Genomic DNA, 20,061 nt, shown 5'->3' with positions numbered 1-20,061 from the left:
CTCAGACCGCCCCCTACCCCATGGGTTGATCGCAAGACCATCCCCGCACGACCCCAAGGTGGGCAAGGAAGCACATCACAATCACACTATGGAGGTAAGACCAGTGTCACAGATATTTACGAAACGACGTGGGCTCTCGATTGCTGCGGCAATCGGTGTCGGCGCACTGCTCGCAGGCTGCGCCGGTGGCGACAGCACAGGTTCGGCCGACGGCCCCATCACCCTTCTGACCAGCGGAGACGCTGACACAACTCAGGGCCAAGGCAAGGCAATGAACGACATCATTGCGCTGTTCACAGAACAAAACGGAATCGAGGCAGAACAGGATCGAGTTCCTTTCGATCAGTTCTTGGCATCCGCAACAACAAAGGCTCGAGCAGGGAAACTGGGCGACGTTGTCGAAATGCTGCCCGGTGCCAACTTTGAGTCACTGTTCAGCTCGGTAGCCGACCTCAGCAAAGACCAATTCGCCGACGCTGATCTTCTCAGTGGATGGTCCGCCACCGTCAAGGATGTCGCCGACGACTCCGTATTCGCGGGCGTTCCGGTTGGTGCCCAGGGCGTCGTTTGGTACTACAACAAGGCGCTCTTTGAGCAGGTTGGGCTCGACCCCGAAACGCCACCGGCAACGTGGGACGATATGCTCGCAACGTGTGACGCCTTCAAGGCCGAAGGTATCTCCCCGATCGGAATGTCGGGAAGCGACTCGTTCATCCTCTGGTGGGGCTGGTCGTCACTCTCCCCGCAGTTCTTCTCCACCGACGACGTGAACGCTGTTCGCTCGGGAGACATCGCCCTCAACGACGACCGCTTCCTGGAATCGCTGCAGCCACTGCTCGACTCTTACAACGCTGACTGCTGGAACGACGACTACGCCGGCAAGAAGTTCACGGATGTCGAAGCAGACTTTGCCGCAGGCAAGGTTGCGATGGTTCCCGGTCTCGTTTCAAACGCGATCAACTGGAAGGTGTGGGACGACAAACTCGGTACCGACGCCTATGGAGTCTTCAACGCACCCAAGGTTGCCGGAACAACCCTTCAGGGTCAGTTCTTCAACCCGGTCTTGATGTACGGAGTTAGCGCAAAGTCGGCGAATCCCGAGGCTGCTCTGAAGCTCATCGAGACCATGGCATCCGCTGAGGGTCAAACCATTCTGCTGAAGGAAGCAAGCCAGTTTCCGAACCGCACCGACGTTGATGTTGTTGGCGTGACCGGGAGCACTGGCGCAGGCCAGATTCTCGACATCGTTGATGCCGTCGGCGGCGTCGATGTTGCTCAGAACCAGTTCAACGGTGCTGCGCAGTCTGCTTCTTGGACGAACCTCACCCAGACGATGATCTCGGGTGACCTGGCTGCCTTCCTCGACAACCTCGAAAAGCAGCAACGCGGCTAACTGCGATTGACGACGAGACCGAGCCATCACACTCACCACACGCGTGGTGGGCGAATAACGGAGTTCACAGAATATGCATGATCAACGAGTTCACGCTGAACGCGATCCGCTGGATCCACAAGCGCACGGCCTGACGATAACCCGCATCGAGACGATCCCCATGGTCGCACCGCTTGCCCGAGAGTTTCGCGGTAGCCACTACCACATGACTCATCGCGCAACCATTGTGACCAGGGTTCATACCGATGCGGGGATCATTGGAGAGGCCTATACCGGGGATGAACACGAGACGATGTTTGACATCGATCGCATCATTCACGAAGAACTCGCGCCAACGCTGATCGGCCAAGATGCAATGGCCATCGAGCGCCTGTGGGATTCCGGGTACAAAGTGACCTTCGATATTCTCCGTGACCGCCGGCTCGGTCTCGTCGCCCTCGCCGCAGTAAACACCGCCATCTGGGATGCCGTAGGTAAAGCCCTAAAAATGCCCCTCTGGAAACTGTGGGGTGGGTATCGCAATGAGCTACCGATGATCGCCATCGGTGGTTACTACGGCGAACCCCTCGGAAGCATTGCCGACGAAATGCACAACTATCAGGAGCTCGGCCTCGCCGGCGTGAAATTCAAAGTTGGTGGGCTCAGCGCGGCAGAAGACGCGGCACGCATCACCGCAGCCCGCGAGGCCGCTGGCGATGACTTCATCATCTGCATCGACGCCAATCAGGGATACAAACCTGCCGTCGCTGTCGACCTGAGTCGTCGGATTGCTGACCTCAACATCCGCTGGTTCGAAGAGCCCGTGGAGTGGCACAACGATAAACGGTCGATGCGCGACGTGCGCTATCAGGGCTCAGTCCCAGTCTGTGCTGGCCAAACCGAATTCAGTGCAAGCGGATGCCGCGACCTCATGGAGACCGGAGCAATCGACGTGTGCAACTTTGACTCGTCGTGGTCAGGCGGACCGACCGCATGGTTGCGAACCGCCGCGATCGCCACCTCCTACGACGTGCAAATGGGGCACCATGAAGAACCGCAGGTGTCTACGCACTTGCTGGCGAGCCAGCCTCACGGCACAATCGCCGAGTGTTTCCACCCCGATCGCGACCCGTTCTGGTGGAACATGATCACTAACAGGCCAAAACTCAACAACGGCACCCTGACCCTGAGCGATCGCCCGGGGCTGGGCTGGGATCTGAACTGGGACTACATCGACCAGTATCGGGTCTCGAAAGACTAGGTGGACAAGAACATGAACGATCACTCTGGAAACCGGCGAGGCGCTAACGAGCGTCGGTCAACGCCGCCACTTCGCCGAGCAGGTATGCGTGAAGTGGCTGAGCGTGCTGGCGTCGCTATCTCGTCGGTTTCTCGAGTGATCTCCGATCATCCTGATGTCAGCGACAAGATGCGCGAACGCGTTCTCGCTGCGATCGAGGAGCTGGGTTTTCAGCCGGACGCGTTGGCGCAAAGCCTGCGCACTGGCGAGAGCTTCACGATCGGGTTCGTTGCCGCCGACATTGGCAACCCACTGTTGGCACAGATCGCGATGGGCGCTGAGCGGGTGCTTCGTCAGCGCGGATATTCGATGCTGGTCGCCAACTCATTCAACGAACCTGGTCTCGCGCTCGAACAATTGAGGTCGATGGAGCAACGGCGCATTGATGGGCTGCTGATTTCGGTCAGCGATGAGACTGATGAAGCGCTCAATAAGGCACTGGAATCGGCGCACTATCCCATCACGCTCATTGACCGTGAGATCGCAGCAACCTCAGCCGCTGCCGTGCTCAGCGACCATGCCACCGGCATCCGTGCTGCTGTCGAGCACCTGATTTCTCTGGGGCACCAATCCATTGCCCTCGTGAATGGCAGCTCGCAAGTGCGCCCGTCGCGGGAACGAGCCGAGACTCTCGCAAGAGTTGCTGGCGAGCATCCGAATATCACCTCAACGATTCGCATGGGTGACTTCAGCGCTGAGCACGGCTACAACGCCACTAAAGAACTCATGACAGCGTCGGATGCTCCTACCGCTCTCATCGCGGGAAGCAACCAGATTCTCGTGGGGGTACTCCGCGCGCTGCGCGAACTCTCGCTCAGCATCCCCGCGGATGTCAGCCTCGTGACGTGCGATGACGTTGCGCTGTCAGAGTTTCTTACCCCTGCAATCAGCACCATTTCGCGTGACCCGGCCTTGATTGGGCGCACAGCAGCTGAGCTTGTGCTTGCTCAACTTTCTGGCGATGCCGGTGCAGAAACCCATCTGCCCACAGGATTCCGAACCACAGACAGTTGCGGTCCGCCGCGACAGAAGTAGAAAGTTTAAACCCATGACCTATCATTCCGTGAGCCCCACGCTTGCCGATCCGATGCCCGCAGACGCCCTTGAGCTGTTGCGTTCCATGTATGAGATTCGTTTCTTCGAAGACGAAATCATGGGGCTATTCAGTCAGAATTTGGTGCGCGGAAGCACCCACCTGTGCCAGGGGCAGGAAGCGGTGACGGTGGGTGTGTGCAGTGCGCTGAGCCCAGGCGACACCATGACGTGCACCTATCGCGGCCACGGAGCCGTGCTCGCTATGGGCGCCCCTCTAGACCGCGCCTTTGGAGAAATTTTGGGGCGTGCGGGTGGGTTGTGTGGAGGCAAAGGCGGCTCCATGCATCTTGCCGACGTTTCCGTTGGTGCGCTGGGATCGAACGCGATCGTCGGCGGCCATCTCCCGACAACGGTGGGCGCAGCGCTGGCAGCGAGCTATCGCGGGACCTCCGAGGTGAGCGTCGCCTTCTTCGGTGACGGATCAACAAACATTGGCGCATTCCACGAGTCGCTCAACCTGGCATCCATTTGGAAGCTGCCCGCCATCTTCGTGATCGAGAACAATCAGTACGGCGAATACTCGACCGTGGCATCAACGACCCCCATTGATCGCTTGAGCGATCGTGCAGCGTCCTACGGAATGCCCGGCGTCTTCGTCGATGGCAACGACGTGATTGCCATGCGCTCGGCAACCAAGACCGCCGTCGAGCGTGCGCGTGCCGGCGAAGGCCCGACACTAATCGAGGCCGATACCTATCGCCACAGCGGACACTCGCGAAGCGACCCCGCAAAGTATCGCCCAGAAGAAGAAGTGAAGTTGTGGTTCGCGCGCGACCCCATTGTGCAATTGCGAAACGCCATTGAAGCGACTGGTGGAGCGGATGCTGCTGCCGCAGTGGAGCGCACGGCTCACGCCGATGTCGAAGCTGCCCGCGATCTCGCCCTTACCTGGCCAGAACCCGAACTTTCTGCCGGAATGGAGCACATCTACTCATGAGCGACACCCTCAACTATCGCCAAGTCATCGCGCGCGCCATTGCTGACGAGATGCGCGAAGATCCCGACGTGTTCATGATCGGTGAAGACATCGGTGCGGCCGGTGGCGCGTTCAAAACCGCTGCTGGGCTGTTCGAAGAGTTTGGTCCGCGCCGCGTGCGCGATACCCCGATTTCAGAGCAGGCAATTGTCGGAGCCGCTCTTGGTGCCGCGATCATGGGACTTCGCCCGGTGGCCGAAATCATGTTCGCCGACTTTGCGGGGGTTTGCTACGACCAGATCGTTAATCAGGTCGCTAAGCACCGCTATATGACGGGTGGCCAAGTCACCGTGCCGCTGACCATCAGAATGGCAAACGGTGCCGGTACTGGTTTCGCGGCTCAACATTCTCAGGCTGGCGAGAACTGGTTCCTCAACGTTCCGGGCCTCAAGATCGTGGTTCCGGCCACAGTAGAAGACCTTTACGGACTGTTGCGTGGCTCTATTCGCGACAACGACCCGGTGCTCTTCTTCGAGCACAAGGGGCTCTTCTCACTGAAAGGCTCGGTGCCAACGGGAGACGCAGCGGTTCTTCCGCTGGGGGTGGCATCCGTCGTCCGTGCCGGTAAGGACATCACTATTGTTGCGACCCAGCAGATGCGGCACCGTTCTGTCGAGGCGGCCGAGGCGCTCGCCGCGGTTGGCATCGCGGCTGAAGTTATTGATCCTCGAACGCTGATTCCGTTCGATGATGACGCGGTTGCTCGTTCACTGGCGAAAACTTCGCGGCTATTGGTGGTTCAGGAATCCCCGCAAGACGGCAGTTGGGGCGCATCATTGGTCTCCCGCATGACTACACAACACTTCACGCTTCTGGATGCTCCGCCGTCGCTGCTCTCCAGCCCCGACTCACCTGTGCCCTATGCCGGTGTGCTGGAAGAGGCATGGTTGCCCTCCGTTGAGGCGATTGTGGCGAAGGCAAAAGAATTGGTGGCGTTTTAGCCGAAAGCCCACGCACAAAAAGTCGAACGCCCGGCCCTCGAGGGGTTAGGCGTTCGACTTTTGTGGTGAAACTGCGTTTATCGTGAAGTTTCGTGTGTGGCAAAGGATGTTGTTAGGCGCTTCGAGTTTCCTCGTCGTCTTCGTCATCTTCGACATCGTATTCATCGCTGGAGGAAGCTCCAGCTGAATACTCAGGCCACTTTTCACTATCTTCGGAGACAGGAGCTGAACTCTCTGACCCACTTAATTCTCGGGCAAGCGCGCCATAGTTTGTGTCTGGGCTGAAGTACTTCAAATCCCGAGCAACCTTGGTGTGCTTTGCCTTCTGACGGCCGCGTCCCATGCGAGACCCCCTCATACTTCTGTCCCGGTGCACTGACGGTGGCCAGCGAACGAGCGAACAGGGATGGATGAAAACTAACCCACAGTTTAGCACGACGGTTACCTATCTCTTCGTGGTCTATGCACAGGTGGCCCGGTGGCGGGTAACGTTAGCGCGTGACATCCACTCTCGAAACCGACACTTCAGTCGTCGTCATCGGTGCAGGTCAGGCAGGCCTCTCTGTTGCCTACTACTTGCGTCGGCTCGGGCTAGACCCGGGTAACGACTTTGTGTTGCTCGACCGCGGCCCAAACACGGGTGGTGCGTGGCAGTTTCGGTGGGAAGCATTGCGCATTGGTTCGGCCCACCGCATCAACGATCTTCCGGGCTTTGACGAGTTGGGTTTGAGTTTCGAGACCGCTGACAAACACATGCCAGCAAAAAAGGTTGTCGCAGACTATTACCGCGAATACGAAAAGCACTACGACTTCCAAGTGGTTCGCGACGCTGACGTCATCTCTGTCGAAAACGAGGGCGAGCACTTGCGAGTCACCTTCGTCCTCGACGGCGAAGAAACGAAATCGGTCACGACCACGACCGTTGTGAACGCGACCGGCACGTGGGGTGCTCCGTTCATCCCCTGGTACCCGGGCCTCAAGTCATTCGACGGTCGCCACCTCCACACGAGCGAGTACAAGAGCGCCCGAGAGTTCACCGATCAGAGCGTTGTTGTTGTTGGAGGGGGAACCTCGGCAATCGGCTTCTTGCTTGAGCTCGAAAATGTTGCCAAGAACCTGACGTGGGTCAGTCGCCGCCCCATCGATTTTCTTGAAGACGGCGGGCTCAACCTTGAAGCTCGCAAAGAAGCAGTACAGATGCAAGACGAAGCGGCCCGGGCGGGACGAGCGCTTCCCAGCATTGTTAGTGGCACCGGCGTTCCGCGCACCCGTCGTATCCAAGCCGGTATCGAACGCGGTGTGCTGACCCCGCGCCCCATGTTCTCCAGCATCGAGCCAGACGGGGTGCGGTGGAAAGACGGCGCCTTCCAACAAGCGGATGCCATCATCTGGTCGACAGGATTCCGCCCAGAATTGCGTCACCTCGCGCCCCTCAAGCTTCGCGAGAAAGAGGGCGGGGTCTCTGTCGGGCAAGGCGTTGCCTGGAAAGATCCTCGCGTCTTCTTTGCCGGGTACGGACCTCAAGCATCCACAATTGGGGCGAACCGGGCGGGGCGGATGATCGCCAGACAGGTCATCGCTACGCTCAGCAAAATTCAGGCAATGAAAAACGGCCGCTAAAACGCAATGACTCGTTACGGTGGGGAGTGAGGCGAGCCTCCATCCGTGCATCAGCGAAGAGCATCTGTGAAGAAAGTGATCGACTATGTCTGAACCCGTCATCCATGTCGCCCAAGAAGTTCAGGATGCGGTTCGTGAGAATCGTCCTGTTGTCGCTCTCGAGTCCACGATCTTCACTCACGGACTCCCTCGACCGCGCAATCTTGAGGTCGCGTTGGAAGCCGAAGCCAGCCTTCGCGCGCAGGGAGTCACTCCGGCGACGATTGGTGTCTATAACGGCGTACCAACGGTAGGACTCAGCACGGAGCAGATCACGACTCTGTCGAACTCGGATGACATTGCCAAAGTGAGCCTGCGCGACCTGCCAGTCGTGCGTGCACTCGGCAAACACGGCGGCACCACTGTGGCAGCGACGGCATTTCTCGCCCATCACGCGGGAGTGAAGGTGTTCTCGACCGGCGGCCTCGGCGGGGTGCATCACGGAGCCTCCGAGACTTTCGATGAGTCCGCGGACATGACGACACTGGCCCAGATTCCGATACTGGTCATCAGCGCCGGGGTGAAATCAATTCTTGATATCCCCGCAACGCTCGAACGCTTCGAGACCCTCAACATCCCCGTCATCGGCTATGGAACGACGAAGTATCCGGGCTTCTACGTCACTGACTCAGGATTCACGATCGGCTACTCGGTTGACACCCCCGAGGAGGCTGCTGCGATTGTCACGGCACGCGACGAACTCGGGCTGCCGCAGTCTGTGCTGCTGGCTAACCCCGTTGCCGCCGACAAGCAACTGCCGCCAGAGCAACTTGACGACATCCTTGCGCGGGCGTGGGCTGAGGCCGACAAGCAGGGCATTAGTGGCAATGCATCGACACCGTTCTTGCTCGACTTCATTCAGAGGGATACCCACGGCGTGAGCCTGGATGTCAATGTCGAGGTCTATCGAGGCAACGTTGCTCTCGGCGGGCTCGTTGCCGCGGCGCTGACCCGCTAGGGGCAGGGAGCAATCGTGTTGGGAATCCTCGGAGATCTCGTCGAAGACGTCGTTGTTTGGTTGTCGGAACCACTCAGGCATGGCACAGATACGGATGTCGAAATTTTTCACACTCGGGGCGGCAGCGGGGCGAATGTTGCCAGCTTTGCCGCACGGCTCGCCCCAACCCGATTCATCGGGTGCGTTGGTGATGACAATCTCGGGGACTCGCTGGTTCGCGACCTCGAGGCTGAGGGCGTTGATGTGCGTGTGCAGCGCGCAGGGGCTACCGGAACTATCGTCATTCTGATTGATCAGGATGGCGAGCGCAGCATGCTGCCGAACCGGGGAGCGGCGACGCTGCTCGATGAGGTGCCTGATGAGTGGCTTGATGGGCTTGAGCTTCTGCACGTCTCGGCGTACTCCTTCAACGGCAGTCCGGTTGGCGAGACCACAGTCGACGTGATCCGTCGTGCCAAGGCGAGGGGAATTCTGGTGTCCATCGATGTCGCTTCCACGGGGATGCTCGCCCAATTCGGGGTCGAACCGTTTCTTGAGTTGATGGCTGATCTTCGCCCTGACTTTCTTGTGGGAAATAGGAGCGAAACGGCGTTTCTGGGTTTGGTCGTTGACGGCGAGCTCGGCCCTCACGCCGCTCGGCTTCCGGACACCATCGTGGTCACCAAAGCGGGCGCCGATCCCACCGTCGTGCACCGACCCCACGGCGAGCGAGTTGAGGTTTCGGTGCCGATCGTGCAGGAGATTCGCGACCTCACGGGTGCCGGCGACGCCTTTGCTGCGGGATTTCTGATTGCCTATCTCGCGACTCGTGGCCTGCACGAAGCCTGCGTCGGCGGTCATGAGTCTGCCGCCCTCGTTCTCGCGTCCCCGGGAGCATCAATCAGATGAGTCAACTATTTGTAAAGATTTGCGGGATCTCTACCGAGGATGCCACCGCCGCGGTAGCTGAGAGCAGAGCCGACGCTATCGGCTTCGTATTTGCGCCAGGCAGCCCACGCTTCGTCACTGCCGAGCATGCACGTTCACTCGCCGCTGAGTTGCCGTCATCGATCGAAACCGTGGGAGTCTTTCGCAATCAGCCCATCGAAAGCGTGCTGCGCACCGCGAGCAGCGCTCGCCTCGCAACCGTGCAGCTGCACGGCGACGAGACCGTTGCCGATTTCGATCGTCTTCGTGCCGAGGGCTTTGGCACCATTCGGGCGATCTCGATCGATGACTACCGCAAGCTCAGCGGCACCGGCGAACTGCAGTCAGACGACCGGCTGCTGATCGATGCCGTCACGCCCGGAGGTGGAGCCACTTTCGACCCCGGCTTGCTTGAGGGCGGCGACCTGCCAAGATCGTGGGTCCTTGCGGGCGGATTGACGCCGATCAACGTCGTGGAATTGGTTCGAGCCGCGCATCCGACCGGTGTTGATGTCTCAAGCGGTGTCGAATCACGTCGTGGAGTGAAAGACCCTGCCCTGATTCGCGCTTTCGTTGACGCAGCGCGCAGGGTCTAAGTCGCGCAGGGTGTGAGCGGCGCAGAGCCTAGCGCTCGGTGGCGAGAGCGATGAGCCAAAAGTAGGTTGCTGCTGCAGCACCGATACCAACGATGAGGTTGGCCGCAATGCTGAGGAGTGCGGTGCGAACCCGCTTCATTGTGATGAATTGCACCGTCTCAACGCTGAGAGTGCTGAAGGTGGTGAGTCCGCCGCAAAGTCCAGTGAGGAGCACAACCTCAAGGTTTGGGTCGATGGTGCCGACGTGCGCGAGGCCGGCGAGAAGTCCACCGAGCGCCGAGCCAACTACGTTCACGGTGAGCACAGCCCAGGGGAAAGTTGTGTTCGAGGCGAAGGCGCGAGACGTGAGATAGCGCAAGACTGCCCCGGCGGCACCCGCGCCAAGGATTGCGACAACTACGCTGGCGGTCACTCGTTCACCAAGTCCGCCTGCATAGGTTCACTCACAACAGGCGCACGAGAGTCGTCATCGTTGAGGGGCGCTCGACGAGTGCCAAGCCACAGCCCGAAAGCTGCTGCGGCCAAACCGAGAACCATTGTCGCGGCGATGTAGATGACAGCAAGGATCCACTGGTCGACACCGATGAGGTGCACTGCGGCGACAGCGAGCGCCGAGAACGTCGTGAATGAGCCAAGCATCCCGGCACCGAGCCCAGCGCGTGCCCATGACGGCGAAGGGCGCCACATCACTGCCACGATGAAGGCAAGCACAAAGCTGCCAATGATGTTTGCGATGAGTGTAGACACCGGGAAAAGATCGTCACTCGTCATAAAGGCGAGATCGAGAGCGAAACGCATTCCCGTGCCGAGCGCGCCACCAATCGCAACAGCAACAAGGTCCCGAATCATCGCGTGCCCTTTCGGTGGTCCGTGGCGGTTGGCTCGCACTGTCACCTTATGACAAAACGGCACCTCGCCGTGGGGTGTTGCGGCCCTAGACTTGCCCCATGCCCCGCACTGCGTCACGTCGCCGCTTGTGGCCGTGGATCGTACTGGTTGTTGTTCTGGTGCTTCTCGTGCCGATCGCCATCATTGTGGTGCCGATTCTTACGCACGAGAGTGCTGGTCAATCGAATCAGCAGCAGACGGATGAGCAGTGGCCGCTCTCCGTAACGGCCAAGGGCGACGATGGGCGAACGCGCACTCTCAGCGTTGCCGGTGAGGACGGTGAGCCGATCGACACTGAGGCTCTCGTGCGCGGAGAACGGGTAGTCGTGACCGGTACCGGCTATGACGGCTCGCAGGGCGTTTATGTTGCTGTGTGCGTCATCCCCGAAAGCGCAGCCGAAAAACCGGGCCCCTGCATCGGTGGCGTTCCCAGTCAGCAGCAAGAAGACGTTGCCGCTGGCACGGTGCAGTGGGCTCCCAGCAATTGGATCAACGCCGATTGGGCGTGGCGTCTCTTCGGCGCTCGCAGTTTTGATGACAGTTCTGCCGGCACTTTCACCGCCTATCTAGAACTGGGCGACCCCCTCGGTGAGGATGCCGATTGCATCACTAATGCCTGCGGCATCTACACGCGCAATGACCACACGGCACTCAATGACCGTGTTCAGGATGTCTACGTTCCGGTGCAGTTCAGCGAATAGCGGCCTCGGCCGCCGTCTCCGCAGTGGGACTGATCGCAGCACGCACCATCAGCCGGGGGATCGTAAAGTGCACGATCGGGCCAATCAGCAGCGCGAATGCGAGCGTGCCCCAGCCCAGGTTTCCCCCTAGGACGGCACCGATGGTGAGCACCACTAGTTCGATGCTGCTGCGAACAACCCAAATCTTGCCACCATATTTGCGGTGGATGCCCGTCATGAGGCCATCGCGGGGCCCTGGCCCGAATCGCGCACCCAGATAGAGGCCGGTTGCGATGCCGAGGAGCAGCAAGCCAGCGACGAAGAGCAGGATGCGGGGGAGGAGCCCCTCAACATCGGGCAGTAACCAGAGCCCGATTTGAGCACTCGGCCCGACGAGGGCAACGTTGAAGACGGTGCCGATTCCGGGTTTCTGGCGAATCGGGATCCACAGCAGCAGCACGATTAGGCCAATGATGTTGGTGACGAAGCCAAAGGGAATGCCGGTGGTGAGCGAGACACCTTGGCCGAGAACATCCCAGGGGGCGACTCCGATTTCGGCGCGGATCATGAGCGCAATGGCGAAGCCGTAGAAGAAGAGCCCGAAGGCGAGTTGGAGCACACGGCGAGCCATGATGAGGCGAGGAGTCATAAAGATATCCAATTACGCGATTGGACTCTGAACAAGAGGCCAATTCGGCTATTCTGGCCTCATGAATAGCCTTTCTGCGCGTGCATTGGTTGTGATGATGGGCGAATGGAGGTCCGCGGCATCCACTTCGGCTTATGTGGCTGTTGCCGACCGCATCCGTCTCCTTGTCATGGATGGCCGCATCCTGACCTCGACGCGACTTCCTGCTGAGCGGGAGTTGGCGCTCGCTCTCGGGGTGAGCCGCACCACGGTGACGGCGGCGTACTCGTCGCTGCGCGAGGGCGGTTACGTCGAGAGCACGCGTGGTTCGGGAAGTGTTGCGCAGCTACCGCATCGATCGTCGCTGATCCCCGATGCTGCAGCTCCGCAGATGCTCGATTTCAGCAAGTCCACTATGTCGGCGGCGCCCGAAGTGATTGCCGCCTCTCGCCTCGCAGCCGAACAGCTTCCCGCCTATCTGGGCGAGTCGGGTTTCGATCCGGTGGGAATTCCGGTGTTGCGGGAGGCCATCGCGCAGCGCTATGCCGACCGCGGTCTGCCAACGAGTCCCGACCAGATCATGGTTACCCTTGGCGCCCAGCATGCGATCGCGCTCATCTCCCGCACCCTCATGTCTCGCGGTGACCGCGCGCTCATGGAGAATCCGAGCTACCCGCACGCCCTCGATGCGCTCCGTGCTGCCGGTGCTCGTCTGGTTCCCGTTGGTGTCTCGACCGAGACGGGGTGGGATGCGCTCGCCGTCGAGCAGGCCATCCAGCGCACCAGTCCGTCGCTGGCCTACTTGATGCCCGACTTTCACAACCCCACCGGGCAATCGATGCCCGATGAACTTCGCGGAAAGCTGCTCTCGCTTGCCGCACGCCACGGCACTGCCGTGATTGCTGACGAGACGATGGCTGAGCTCAACCTCGATGGCACCGGCAACCGACTGCCATTCGCTGCTCATGGCAATGCGATCTCGGTGGGGTCGGTCGGCAAGACGGTGTGGGGTGGTTTGCGCACCGGCTGGATCCGCGCCGACCACGCCACCATTCGCCAACTCGTTCGCGCCCGCTCTGCTGGTGACCTCGGAACCCCACTGCTTGAGCAACTTGTCGTCACCAACGTTCTCAAAGATTTCCCGTCAATTCTGGATGCCCGACGCACATCACTGCGCGCCGGTCGCGAGCACCTCTCCTCCCTCCTCGCCGAGCAACTGCCGTCCTGGCAAGTGCCCCACACCCCGGGTGGAATGACCGCCTGGGTTGGGCTCGGCCAACCCGTGAGCTCTCAAGTCGTTTTGGCGGCCCGCAACGAAGGGCTCGTGATTGCTGCGGGACCACGCTTCGGCATGGACGGGGCCTTTGAGAGATTCCTGCGGATTCCCTTCAGCGGAAACTCTGCAGAACTGGAACAGGGTGTCTCGGCACTGGCCGCCGCCTGGTCGACAGTGATGCGGCATCCGTTCTCACCGGTAAGTAGCGAACTCGCCAACGTCGTTTAGTTCACAAGTAATCTCGCGAGAGTACGCGGAATACCTAACGTGCTGAGAGAATTGACTGAACCAGCATGTGGTTGCCCGTGAAAATGGTCGGCCGTGTGTGAACCGACGCGTCCGCGACCCACAGCAACGAAAGTCTCCTCGTGCATCTGCTCTCCGTATTCTCTTTGCGCAACCGAGCCCTCATTGCGCTCGTCACCATCGTCATCGGAATTTTCGGTGGGGTGGCGCTGACGTCGCTCAAGCAAGAGCTCATCCCATCGCTCTCGCTGCCGCAGATCTTCATCATCTCGACCTACCCGGGTGCTTCACCCGCCGTCGTCGATAAGGATGTCTCCGCGCCCATCGAGGCCGCGATTCAGGGAGTGCCCGGTCTCGAATCGACCACGGCAACATCGAACTCCAACTTCTCGAACATCTCCGCGTCGTTCGACTACGGCACCAACATCGCCACCGCCGAGCAGAAAATCCAGCTCGCAATCAACCGCATCTCAGGCCAGTTGCCTGACTCTGCCACCACTCAGGTCTTCACGTTCAACTTCACCGACCTGCCCGTCGTTCAGATTGCTGTCTCGAGCGACCTCGATGCCAAAGAACTGTCTCGCAAGCTCGAAGCATCAACGCTCGTTGAACTCAACAAGCTGGATGGCGTCAGTGATGCCAGTCTGCTTGGCACCTCAACGCAACGTGTGGTCATCACTCCCGATGCCGAGAAGCTCTTTGCGAATGGACTAACCAACGCAGACATTCGCTCGGCCCTCGACGATAACGGTGTTCTCCTGCCGGCCGGTGAGATTACCGAAGACGGCCAGACCCTCACCGTTCAGGCCGGAAACCGCATCATTTCAACCGATGCGATCGCCGCTCTTCCGCTGCTTGGCGGCACGAACACCGAAGTCGTGACTCTCGCGGATGTTTCTACGGTCGAGGTGATCGATGATCCCCAGACTGGGATCTCGCGAGTCGATGGTCAAGACGCGCTCACGATCGCCATCACCAAGAGCCCGGCAGGCAACACAGTTGCGGTATCGCAAGCCGTAAACGACCTCATCCCCGAACTCGAAAGTGCTCTCGGGAGCAACACCACGTTCACGGTGGTCTTTGACCAGGCTCCCTTTATTCAAGAGTCAATCAATAGCCTCACGACCGAAGGCCTCCTCGGGCTCGTCTTCGCCGTGATCATCATTTTGGTGTTCCTGCTGTCGATCCGCTCGACACTAGTTACCGCAATCTCGATCCCGGCATCCGTACTCATCACCTTCATTGGAATGCAGGTCTCGGGCTACACGCTCAACATCATCACGCTCGGTGCGCTCACCATCTCCATTGGTCGTGTGGTGGATGACTCGATTGTGGTCATTGAGAACATCAAGCGCCACGTGTCGATGGGCGAGCCAAAACTGCAAGCCATCCAGACTGCCGTCAAGGAAGTTGCGGGAGCGATCACGGCATCCACCGTGACCACGATCGCTGTGTTCTTGCCGCTCGCGCTCGTCGGAGACATCACGGGCGAACTGTTCCGCCCGTTCGCTCTCACGACGGCAATTGCGCTCGCGGCATCACTCTTCGTTTCACTCACGATCGTTCCGGTGCTCGCCTACTGGTTCCTCGGAAACAAGGTGGCACCGCGTCACACCGAGGAAGCCGTCGAGCACGCTCATGCCGTCAGCATGCCTCAGGCGGAGAAGATAACCGCGTTGCAGCGCGGGTACCTCCCCGTAATCAATTGGACGCTCAAGCGCCCCGTTGCGACTCTTCTTGTTGCCGTTCTCCTGCTGGGCGGAACCGTTGCCCTCATCCCTTTCATGAAGACCAACTTCATCGGTGACAGCGGCCAAAACACTCTCACCGTCAGCCAGACGTTGCCGCTCGGTGCAAGCCTTGAAGCGCGCGACGAAGCAGCGAAGAAGGTCGAAGAGGTGCTCATCGACCTCGACGGAGTCGAGACCGTGCAACTATCCATCGGTTCAAGTGGCGGATCGTTGCGGGCAGCATTCTCGAGCGGCGGTGCGAGCACCTTCTCGCTCACCACAGACCCTGAAGTCGACCAGGTCGAGCTTCAAGCAGCTGTGCGTGATGCTGTCGCCAAAATCGACGACGCCGGCGAAGTAACTCTTGCTTCGGCATCCAGCGGGTTCGCCTCGAGTGACATCGAGATCAACATCACCGCAACGAGCGATGCCGAACTGCGTGAAGCATCGGATGCCCTGCTCGAGCAGGTGCGCGACCTCGATGTCGTTGCCGAAGCAACAAGCAACCTCTCGGAACAGCAGCCCTTCATCTCGATCACGGTAGATCGTGACAAGGCTGCAGCCCTCGGACTCAGTGAAATTGCTGTCGGCGGAATTGTTGCCGGTGCGATGAACCCCAGCGCTGTCGGCAGCGCCGTCATCGACGAATCGACTCTGTCGATCTACATCCTGAACGAGATCGCGCCCGTCACCATTCAAGAGTTGCGCGACTTCCAGATTCCGAGTGCCGCCGGTCTTGTTCCGCTCACCGATGTCGCGACCGTCGATGTCGAAGACGGGCCAGCGAGCATCACCTCGGTTAAGGGAGTGCGCAGTGCGACTCTCAGCGTGACACCGGGCAGTGACGACGTGGGAACGGCATCCGCTCTGGTTGCTGCCGCTGTTGATGAAGCTGATCTGCCTGCTGGTGCTTCGGCATCACTGGGTGGTGTTGCCACGGAACAGACGGATGCGTTCCAGCAGCTCGGGCTTGCCCTCCTGATCGCGATTCTGATCGTCTACGTTGTGATGGTTGCGACCTTCAAGAGCTTGCGTCAGCCACTGCTCTTGCTCGTCTCGGTACCCTTCGCGGCGACCGGTGCGATTGCGCTCCAGGTCATCTCTGGCATCCCTCTCGGTGTTGCATCGTTGATTGGTGTGCTCATGCTGATCGGTATTGTCGTGACGAACGCGATCGTGCTTGTCGACCTCATCAACCAGTACCGAGTGAAGGGTATGCGCGCTCGCGAAGCCATCATTGAGGGCTCGTCTCGTCGACTTCGCCCGATCCTGATGACGGCCGCGGCGACAATTTTCGCTCTGCTTCCTCTCGGTATTGGCCTCACGGGTGAAGGCGGATTCATTTCGCAGCCGCTCGCGATCATCGTGATCGGTGGCCTGGTCTCGTCGACACTCCTCACGTTGGTCGTGCTTCCGGTTCTCTACTACCTCGTTGAAGGTGCCAAGGAACGTCGCGAAGACCGCAAGGCCGCTGGTACAGATCGCAAGAGTCGTCGCGCCGCCAAAAAGGCTGGTCGCGAAACTAGCGCAGTGGGTGCCACCGGCTAAGGTTTCTGGCTAATCCATTTTCCTCAGATGGCCTAGGCTGATCTGGGGGAAATGGAGATTCTGTCATGAATTTCGCGTGTCTGCTATAGGACACCTTCGCGTTGCAATTCGCGGTGAACTCGCGCCTCAAATAGCGCGGAGCCTCCAATCGATCCTCGCTATCGAGAGCGCAATGAAGTAATGTAGATAAGTCGGCTCAAGACAGCGCGAAATCTCGCGTATGGGTTTGTAAGTCTTGCGGGCCGGTTTGTCAGCCAATCCAGCTGATGACAATCACACGAATGTATGTGACGGCCTCGGTCAAAGACTGCCCGGGTTCAGAAGTGCAGTGCACGAATGCTCAAGCTAGTTGGAAGATGCCTAATCAGCGTCTACCTAATTAAATTGGTGAGCGTTAGCGTGCGCGCGTACTCCACGCACTAGATGTGTTCCATCTACGAATAACCCGGAAAGAACTATGCCTAATTTCAATAAACCTGCCACCGGCCGTGGCGGAAAAAACTTCAAGTCTGCCCCTAAGGGCGGCGGCGGAGCACGCAGCGAAGGCCACCGCGGATTCCGCCCAGACCAGGGCGAAGCGCCCAAGCGTCGCTGGAGTGCCGACGACCGCGCTGCACGTACCGGGGACCGCAACACTGGTGGAGCCCGTGGCGGCCGCGACGAACGTCGCCCCGACTGGACTCCCCGCGAAAAGCCTGCCCGTGGTGGACGCCCCGATAACGGCGACCGCAACGATCGTCCCTCCTACGGTGACCGCCCGCAGCGCAACGAACGCGGAGCATATGGCGACCGCCCACAGCGCAGCAGCGATCGTCCTTCCTACGGTGACCGTCCCGAGCGTGGAGGCCGCCCGTCCCACGGCGACCGCAACGAGCGCCCACAGCGTGATTCGCGCCCCGAACGTGGCGGCTACGCCGGTCGTTCAGAGCGTCCCTCGTATGGTGACCGCCCCGACCGTGGCTCGCGTCCCTCCTACAACGATCGCAACAACTCTGGTCGCACTGAGCGTCCGTCGTACAGCGACCGCAACGACCGCACTGAGCGTCCCCAGCGCAGCGAGCGCCCGTCTTACGGTAACCGTCCCGACCGTGGCGCCTCTGCTGGTCGCAGCGAACGTCCGTCGTACAACGATCGTGCCCAGCGCACTGAGCGCCCCGCCTACAACGAGCGCCCCCAGCGTTCAGAGCGTCCCTCCTACAGTGACCGTCCTGACCGTGGCTCGCGTCCGTCGTACAACGACCGCAACGACCGCCCGCAGCGTTCCGAGCCGCGCGAAAGCTCGTACTACCCGGCCCGCGATGGCAAGTCGTCCCACTCGCAGCAAGAAGATGTTGTTCTTGAGCGTCTCGTAGCCAAGACCGTTACCGCCAGCGATGTTGAAGGCAAGTCCTTCATCGACTTGGGTATCGGCTCGAACATTTCGCGTCAGCTCGCATCCATGGGTGCAGAGTCGCCGTTCCCCATTCAGGCAGCAACCATTCCAGACGTTCTCGCCGGCAAAGATGTTCTTGGCCGCGGAAAGACCGGATCGGGCAAAACCATCGCTTTCGGTGCGCCCCTCGTAGAGCGCCTTATGGAGAACAATGGTGGCAAGGACCGTCAGATGGGTCGCAAGCCGCGCGCCCTCATCCTGGCTCCGACCCGCGAGCTTGCTCAGCAGATCGACCGCACCATTCAGCCCATCGCTCGCAGCGTTGGCCTGTTCACCACGACCATCGTGGGTGGCGTTCCCCAGTACAAGCAGGTTGCAGCCCTCACCCGTGGCGTCGATGTCATCATCGCGACCCCCGGCCGTGTTGAAGACCTCATCGAGCAGGGTCGTCTCGACCTCAGCCAGGTGAAGGTCACTGTTCTCGACGAAGCAGACCACATGTGCGACCTCGGGTTCCTTGAGCCTGTTCAGCGCATCCTGCGTGAGACGAGCGAGGGCGGCCAGAAGCTGCTGTTCTCGGCAACCCTCGACAAGGGTGTTGCCACTCTCGTCAAGGAATTCTTGGTTGACCCGGCCGTGCACGAGGTTGCTGGTGAAGACCAAGCTTCTTCCACGATCGACCACAAGGTTCTGCTCATCGAACAGCGCGACAAGCGTGCGATCATCAAGCAGCTTTCCGCTGGTACGGGCAAGACTCTCGTGTTCACCCGCACGCGTGCGTTTGCTGAAGAGATGGCCGAATTCTTGAGCATGGGGGGAACCCCGGCGACGAGCCTTCACGGTGACCTCAACCAGTCGCGTCGTACCCGCAACCTGCAGATGCTTACGAGTGGCAAGGTCAACGTGCTCGTCGCGACAGACGTTGCCGCCCGCGGCATCCACGTGGATGACATCAGCCTCGTTATTCAGGCTGACGCTCCTGAGGAGTACAAGACGTACCTGCACCGCGCTGGCCGTACCGGTCGCGCAGGCAAGGCCGGAACCGTTGTCACGCTCATCCCGCGCAACCGTCGTCGCAAGATGGACGAGCTCCTCGGCCGCGCCGAGATCGATGCAGAGTCGGTCGACGTAGCGCCTGGCGATTCGTTCGTCGACAAGCTGGCTGCGCTCTAACAAGCAGACCGCTCACTCGAGCACACGAAAGCCCCGGATGACCCACTCATGTGGTCGGCAGCCGGGGTTTTCTGCATTCGTGGGGTGTGGAAAAGTTCCGTAGTCTGTAGTATCAATAGTGATATCAAGTACCGTGACGAGTACAGAGAAGTTGTTAGCTCAAATGAGGCGCTCTCCGAAAGGGGTGCGGTTCGCAGATCTTGCAAAAGTTTGCGATCAGTACTTCGGCGAGGCACGGCAGGTCGGCACATCGCACCGCGTGTATCGGATGCTGTGGCACGGTGATCCGCGCGTCAATATTCAGAACGACCTTGGCAAAGCAAAGCCATATCAGGTGAAGCAAGTCCTAGCCGCGATTGCGAAATTGGAGGGAGAAAAGCTGTGAACATTTCACGTGCGGAGCACTACACCTACCGCGTGCGATGGTCTCCAGAAGATGAAGCATTCGTAGGAACAGTGGCAGAAATGCCATCTCTGTCCTGGGTCGACGACCTCTCGGAGGGCGCCTTTGCAGGCATTAGAGACTTGGCCCAAAGCGTGATTGACGACATGCTCGAAACCGGTGAGATTCCACCCCCCGCGATTGCAGACCGCACGTACTCAGGCAAATTTATGGTGCGTGTCACCCCTGAGTCCCACCGAAAGTTAGTGATCGAGGCCGCTGAGCAGAACGTTTCGCTCAATCGGCTCGCTGCGAGCCGTCTCGTTTCTTGAGCT

The 20,061-nt window shown here is 59.9% G+C and carries 18 protein-coding genes; 14 read left to right on the top strand and 4 right to left on the bottom strand.

Annotated features, from left to right (window positions below; translation table 11 throughout):
- The first annotated feature begins 103 nt into the window (after nt 1-103).
- From AC1ENN_RS12835 to AC1ENN_RS12815, 5 genes are all read left to right on the top strand, one after another.
- Nucleotides 104-1,393 (top strand): ABC transporter substrate-binding protein, encoded by a 1,290-nt coding sequence (locus AC1ENN_RS12835; protein WP_480406205.1) that lies wholly within the window; start codon nt 104-106, stop codon nt 1,391-1,393.
- Between the two features lie 73 nt (nt 1,394-1,466).
- Nucleotides 1,467-2,633 carry a mandelate racemase/muconate lactonizing enzyme family protein gene (locus AC1ENN_RS12830; protein WP_009773310.1) on the top strand — a complete coding sequence of 389 codons (1,167 nt, stop codon included), beginning with the start codon at nt 1,467-1,469 and terminating at the stop codon, nt 2,631-2,633.
- Between the two features lie 12 nt (nt 2,634-2,645).
- Complete coding sequence (locus AC1ENN_RS12825; RefSeq protein WP_449647616.1) at nt 2,646-3,707, top strand: LacI family DNA-binding transcriptional regulator; 1,062 nt, start codon at nt 2,646-2,648, stop codon at nt 3,705-3,707.
- A gap of 13 nt (nt 3,708-3,720) precedes the next feature.
- Nucleotides 3,721-4,704, top strand: coding sequence for a thiamine pyrophosphate-dependent dehydrogenase E1 component subunit alpha (locus AC1ENN_RS12820; RefSeq protein WP_480406204.1), 984 nt, complete (start codon nt 3,721-3,723; stop codon nt 4,702-4,704).
- Nucleotides 4,701-5,684 (top strand): alpha-ketoacid dehydrogenase subunit beta, encoded by a 984-nt coding sequence (locus AC1ENN_RS12815; protein WP_480406203.1) that lies wholly within the window; start codon nt 4,701-4,703, stop codon nt 5,682-5,684. Before AC1ENN_RS12820 ends, AC1ENN_RS12815 begins: the two co-directional genes overlap by 4 nt.
- A 112-nt stretch (nt 5,685-5,796) precedes the next feature.
- Here AC1ENN_RS12815 and AC1ENN_RS12810 read toward each other — a convergent pair whose 3' ends face one another.
- A complete protein-coding gene (locus tag AC1ENN_RS12810) occupies nt 5,797-6,027 on the bottom strand; it encodes a DUF3073 domain-containing protein (protein WP_449647613.1) in 231 nt (76 codons plus the stop codon).
- A 155-nt stretch (nt 6,028-6,182) separates the two neighbouring features.
- Here AC1ENN_RS12810 and AC1ENN_RS12805 point away from each other — a divergent pair, with 155 nt between their 5' ends.
- From AC1ENN_RS12805 to AC1ENN_RS12790, 4 genes are all read left to right on the top strand, one after another.
- Complete coding sequence (locus tag AC1ENN_RS12805) at nt 6,183-7,304, top strand: NAD(P)-binding domain-containing protein (protein WP_449647612.1); 1,122 nt, start codon at nt 6,183-6,185, stop codon at nt 7,302-7,304.
- 85 nt (nt 7,305-7,389) lie between these two features.
- Nucleotides 7,390-8,301, top strand: a complete 912-nt coding sequence (locus AC1ENN_RS12800; protein ID WP_449647611.1) for a pseudouridine-5'-phosphate glycosidase — start codon at nt 7,390-7,392, stop codon at nt 8,299-8,301.
- A 15-nt stretch (nt 8,302-8,316) separates the two neighbouring features.
- Nucleotides 8,317-9,189 (top strand): carbohydrate kinase family protein, encoded by an 873-nt coding sequence (locus AC1ENN_RS12795; protein WP_480391367.1) that lies wholly within the window; start codon nt 8,317-8,319, stop codon nt 9,187-9,189.
- On the top strand, nt 9,186-9,803 hold the full coding sequence (locus AC1ENN_RS12790) for a phosphoribosylanthranilate isomerase (RefSeq protein ID WP_449647609.1): 618 nt from the start codon (nt 9,186-9,188) through the stop codon (nt 9,801-9,803). Before AC1ENN_RS12795 ends, AC1ENN_RS12790 begins: the two co-directional genes overlap by 4 nt.
- A gap of 28 nt (nt 9,804-9,831) precedes the next feature.
- Here AC1ENN_RS12790 and AC1ENN_RS12785 read toward each other — a convergent pair whose 3' ends face one another.
- Nucleotides 9,832-10,215, bottom strand: coding sequence for a fluoride efflux transporter FluC (locus tag AC1ENN_RS12785; protein ID WP_480406202.1), 384 nt, complete (start codon nt 10,213-10,215; stop codon nt 9,832-9,834).
- Nucleotides 10,212-10,652 carry a fluoride efflux transporter FluC gene (locus AC1ENN_RS12780; RefSeq protein ID WP_480406201.1) on the bottom strand — a complete coding sequence of 147 codons (441 nt, stop codon included), beginning with the start codon at nt 10,650-10,652 and terminating at the stop codon, nt 10,212-10,214. The genes AC1ENN_RS12785 and AC1ENN_RS12780 overlap by 4 nt, the downstream gene beginning before the upstream one ends.
- Before the next feature lie 98 nt (nt 10,653-10,750).
- On the opposite strand from AC1ENN_RS12780, the gene AC1ENN_RS12775 reads away from it, so the two are divergent.
- Complete coding sequence (locus AC1ENN_RS12775) at nt 10,751-11,392, top strand: hypothetical protein (RefSeq protein ID WP_480406200.1); 642 nt, start codon at nt 10,751-10,753, stop codon at nt 11,390-11,392.
- On the opposite strand, the gene yczE is transcribed toward AC1ENN_RS12775, so the two are convergent.
- Nucleotides 11,382-12,020: a membrane protein YczE gene (gene yczE, locus AC1ENN_RS12770; RefSeq protein ID WP_480406199.1), complete on the bottom strand. Its 639-nt coding sequence runs from the start codon at nt 12,018-12,020 to the stop codon at nt 11,382-11,384. The genes AC1ENN_RS12775 and yczE overlap by 11 nt on opposite strands.
- A gap of 61 nt (nt 12,021-12,081) precedes the next feature.
- Between yczE and yczR the strand changes: the two genes are divergently transcribed.
- The 4 genes from yczR (at nt 12,082) to AC1ENN_RS12750 (ending at nt 20,058) form a co-directional block, all read left to right on the top strand.
- A complete protein-coding gene (yczR, locus tag AC1ENN_RS12765; protein WP_480406198.1) occupies nt 12,082-13,503 on the top strand; it encodes a MocR-like transcription factor YczR in 1,422 nt (473 codons plus the stop codon).
- Nucleotides 13,504-13,643: 140 nt separating this feature from the next.
- Nucleotides 13,644-16,799 (top strand): efflux RND transporter permease subunit, encoded by a 3,156-nt coding sequence (locus AC1ENN_RS12760; RefSeq protein ID WP_480406197.1) that lies wholly within the window; start codon nt 13,644-13,646, stop codon nt 16,797-16,799.
- A 457-nt stretch (nt 16,800-17,256) separates the two neighbouring features.
- Entirely contained in the window at nt 17,257-19,344 is a 2,088-nt protein-coding gene (locus AC1ENN_RS12755) for a DEAD/DEAH box helicase (protein WP_480406196.1), read from the top strand.
- A gap of 381 nt (nt 19,345-19,725) precedes the next feature.
- Nucleotides 19,726-20,058: a type II toxin-antitoxin system HicB family antitoxin gene (locus tag AC1ENN_RS12750; protein ID WP_480406195.1), complete on the top strand. Its 333-nt coding sequence runs from the start codon at nt 19,726-19,728 to the stop codon at nt 20,056-20,058.
- Nucleotides 20,059-20,061: the final 3 nt, after the last annotated feature.

It is taken from the genome of Rhodoglobus sp. G.S.23 (genome assembly GCF_056675935.1).
Note: the sequence above shows the minus strand (reverse complement) of the source record. Positions and strands in the feature narration are given on the sequence as shown.

Excerpts from the sequence above, each read along its gene's own strand:
- AC1ENN_RS12790 (WP_449647609.1), top strand. The coding sequence starts at position 9,186 with ATGAGTCAACTATTTGTAAAGATTTGCGGGATCTCTACCGAGGATGCC.
- AC1ENN_RS12830 (WP_009773310.1), top strand. The coding sequence starts at position 1,467 with ATGCATGATCAACGAGTTCACGCTGAACGCGATCCGCTGGATCCACAA.
- AC1ENN_RS12755 (WP_480406196.1), top strand. The coding sequence starts at position 17,257 with ATGCCTAATTTCAATAAACCTGCCACCGGCCGTGGCGGAAAAAACTTC.
- AC1ENN_RS12815 (WP_480406203.1), top strand. The coding sequence starts at position 4,701 with ATGAGCGACACCCTCAACTATCGCCAAGTCATCGCGCGCGCCATTGCT.
- yczE (WP_480406199.1), bottom strand. The coding sequence starts at position 12,020 with ATGACTCCTCGCCTCATCATGGCTCGCCGTGTGCTCCAACTCGCCTTC.
- AC1ENN_RS12810 (WP_449647613.1), bottom strand. The coding sequence starts at position 6,027 with ATGGGACGCGGCCGTCAGAAGGCAAAGCACACCAAGGTTGCTCGGGAT.
- AC1ENN_RS12800 (WP_449647611.1), top strand. The coding sequence starts at position 7,390 with ATGTCTGAACCCGTCATCCATGTCGCCCAAGAAGTTCAGGATGCGGTT.
- AC1ENN_RS12780 (WP_480406201.1), bottom strand. The coding sequence starts at position 10,652 with ATGATTCGGGACCTTGTTGCTGTTGCGATTGGTGGCGCGCTCGGCACG.
- AC1ENN_RS12825 (WP_449647616.1), top strand. The coding sequence starts at position 2,646 with ATGAACGATCACTCTGGAAACCGGCGAGGCGCTAACGAGCGTCGGTCA.
- AC1ENN_RS12775 (WP_480406200.1), top strand. The coding sequence starts at position 10,751 with ATGCCCCGCACTGCGTCACGTCGCCGCTTGTGGCCGTGGATCGTACTG.
- AC1ENN_RS12820 (WP_480406204.1), top strand. The coding sequence starts at position 3,721 with ATGACCTATCATTCCGTGAGCCCCACGCTTGCCGATCCGATGCCCGCA.
- yczR (WP_480406198.1), top strand. The coding sequence starts at position 12,082 with ATGAATAGCCTTTCTGCGCGTGCATTGGTTGTGATGATGGGCGAATGG.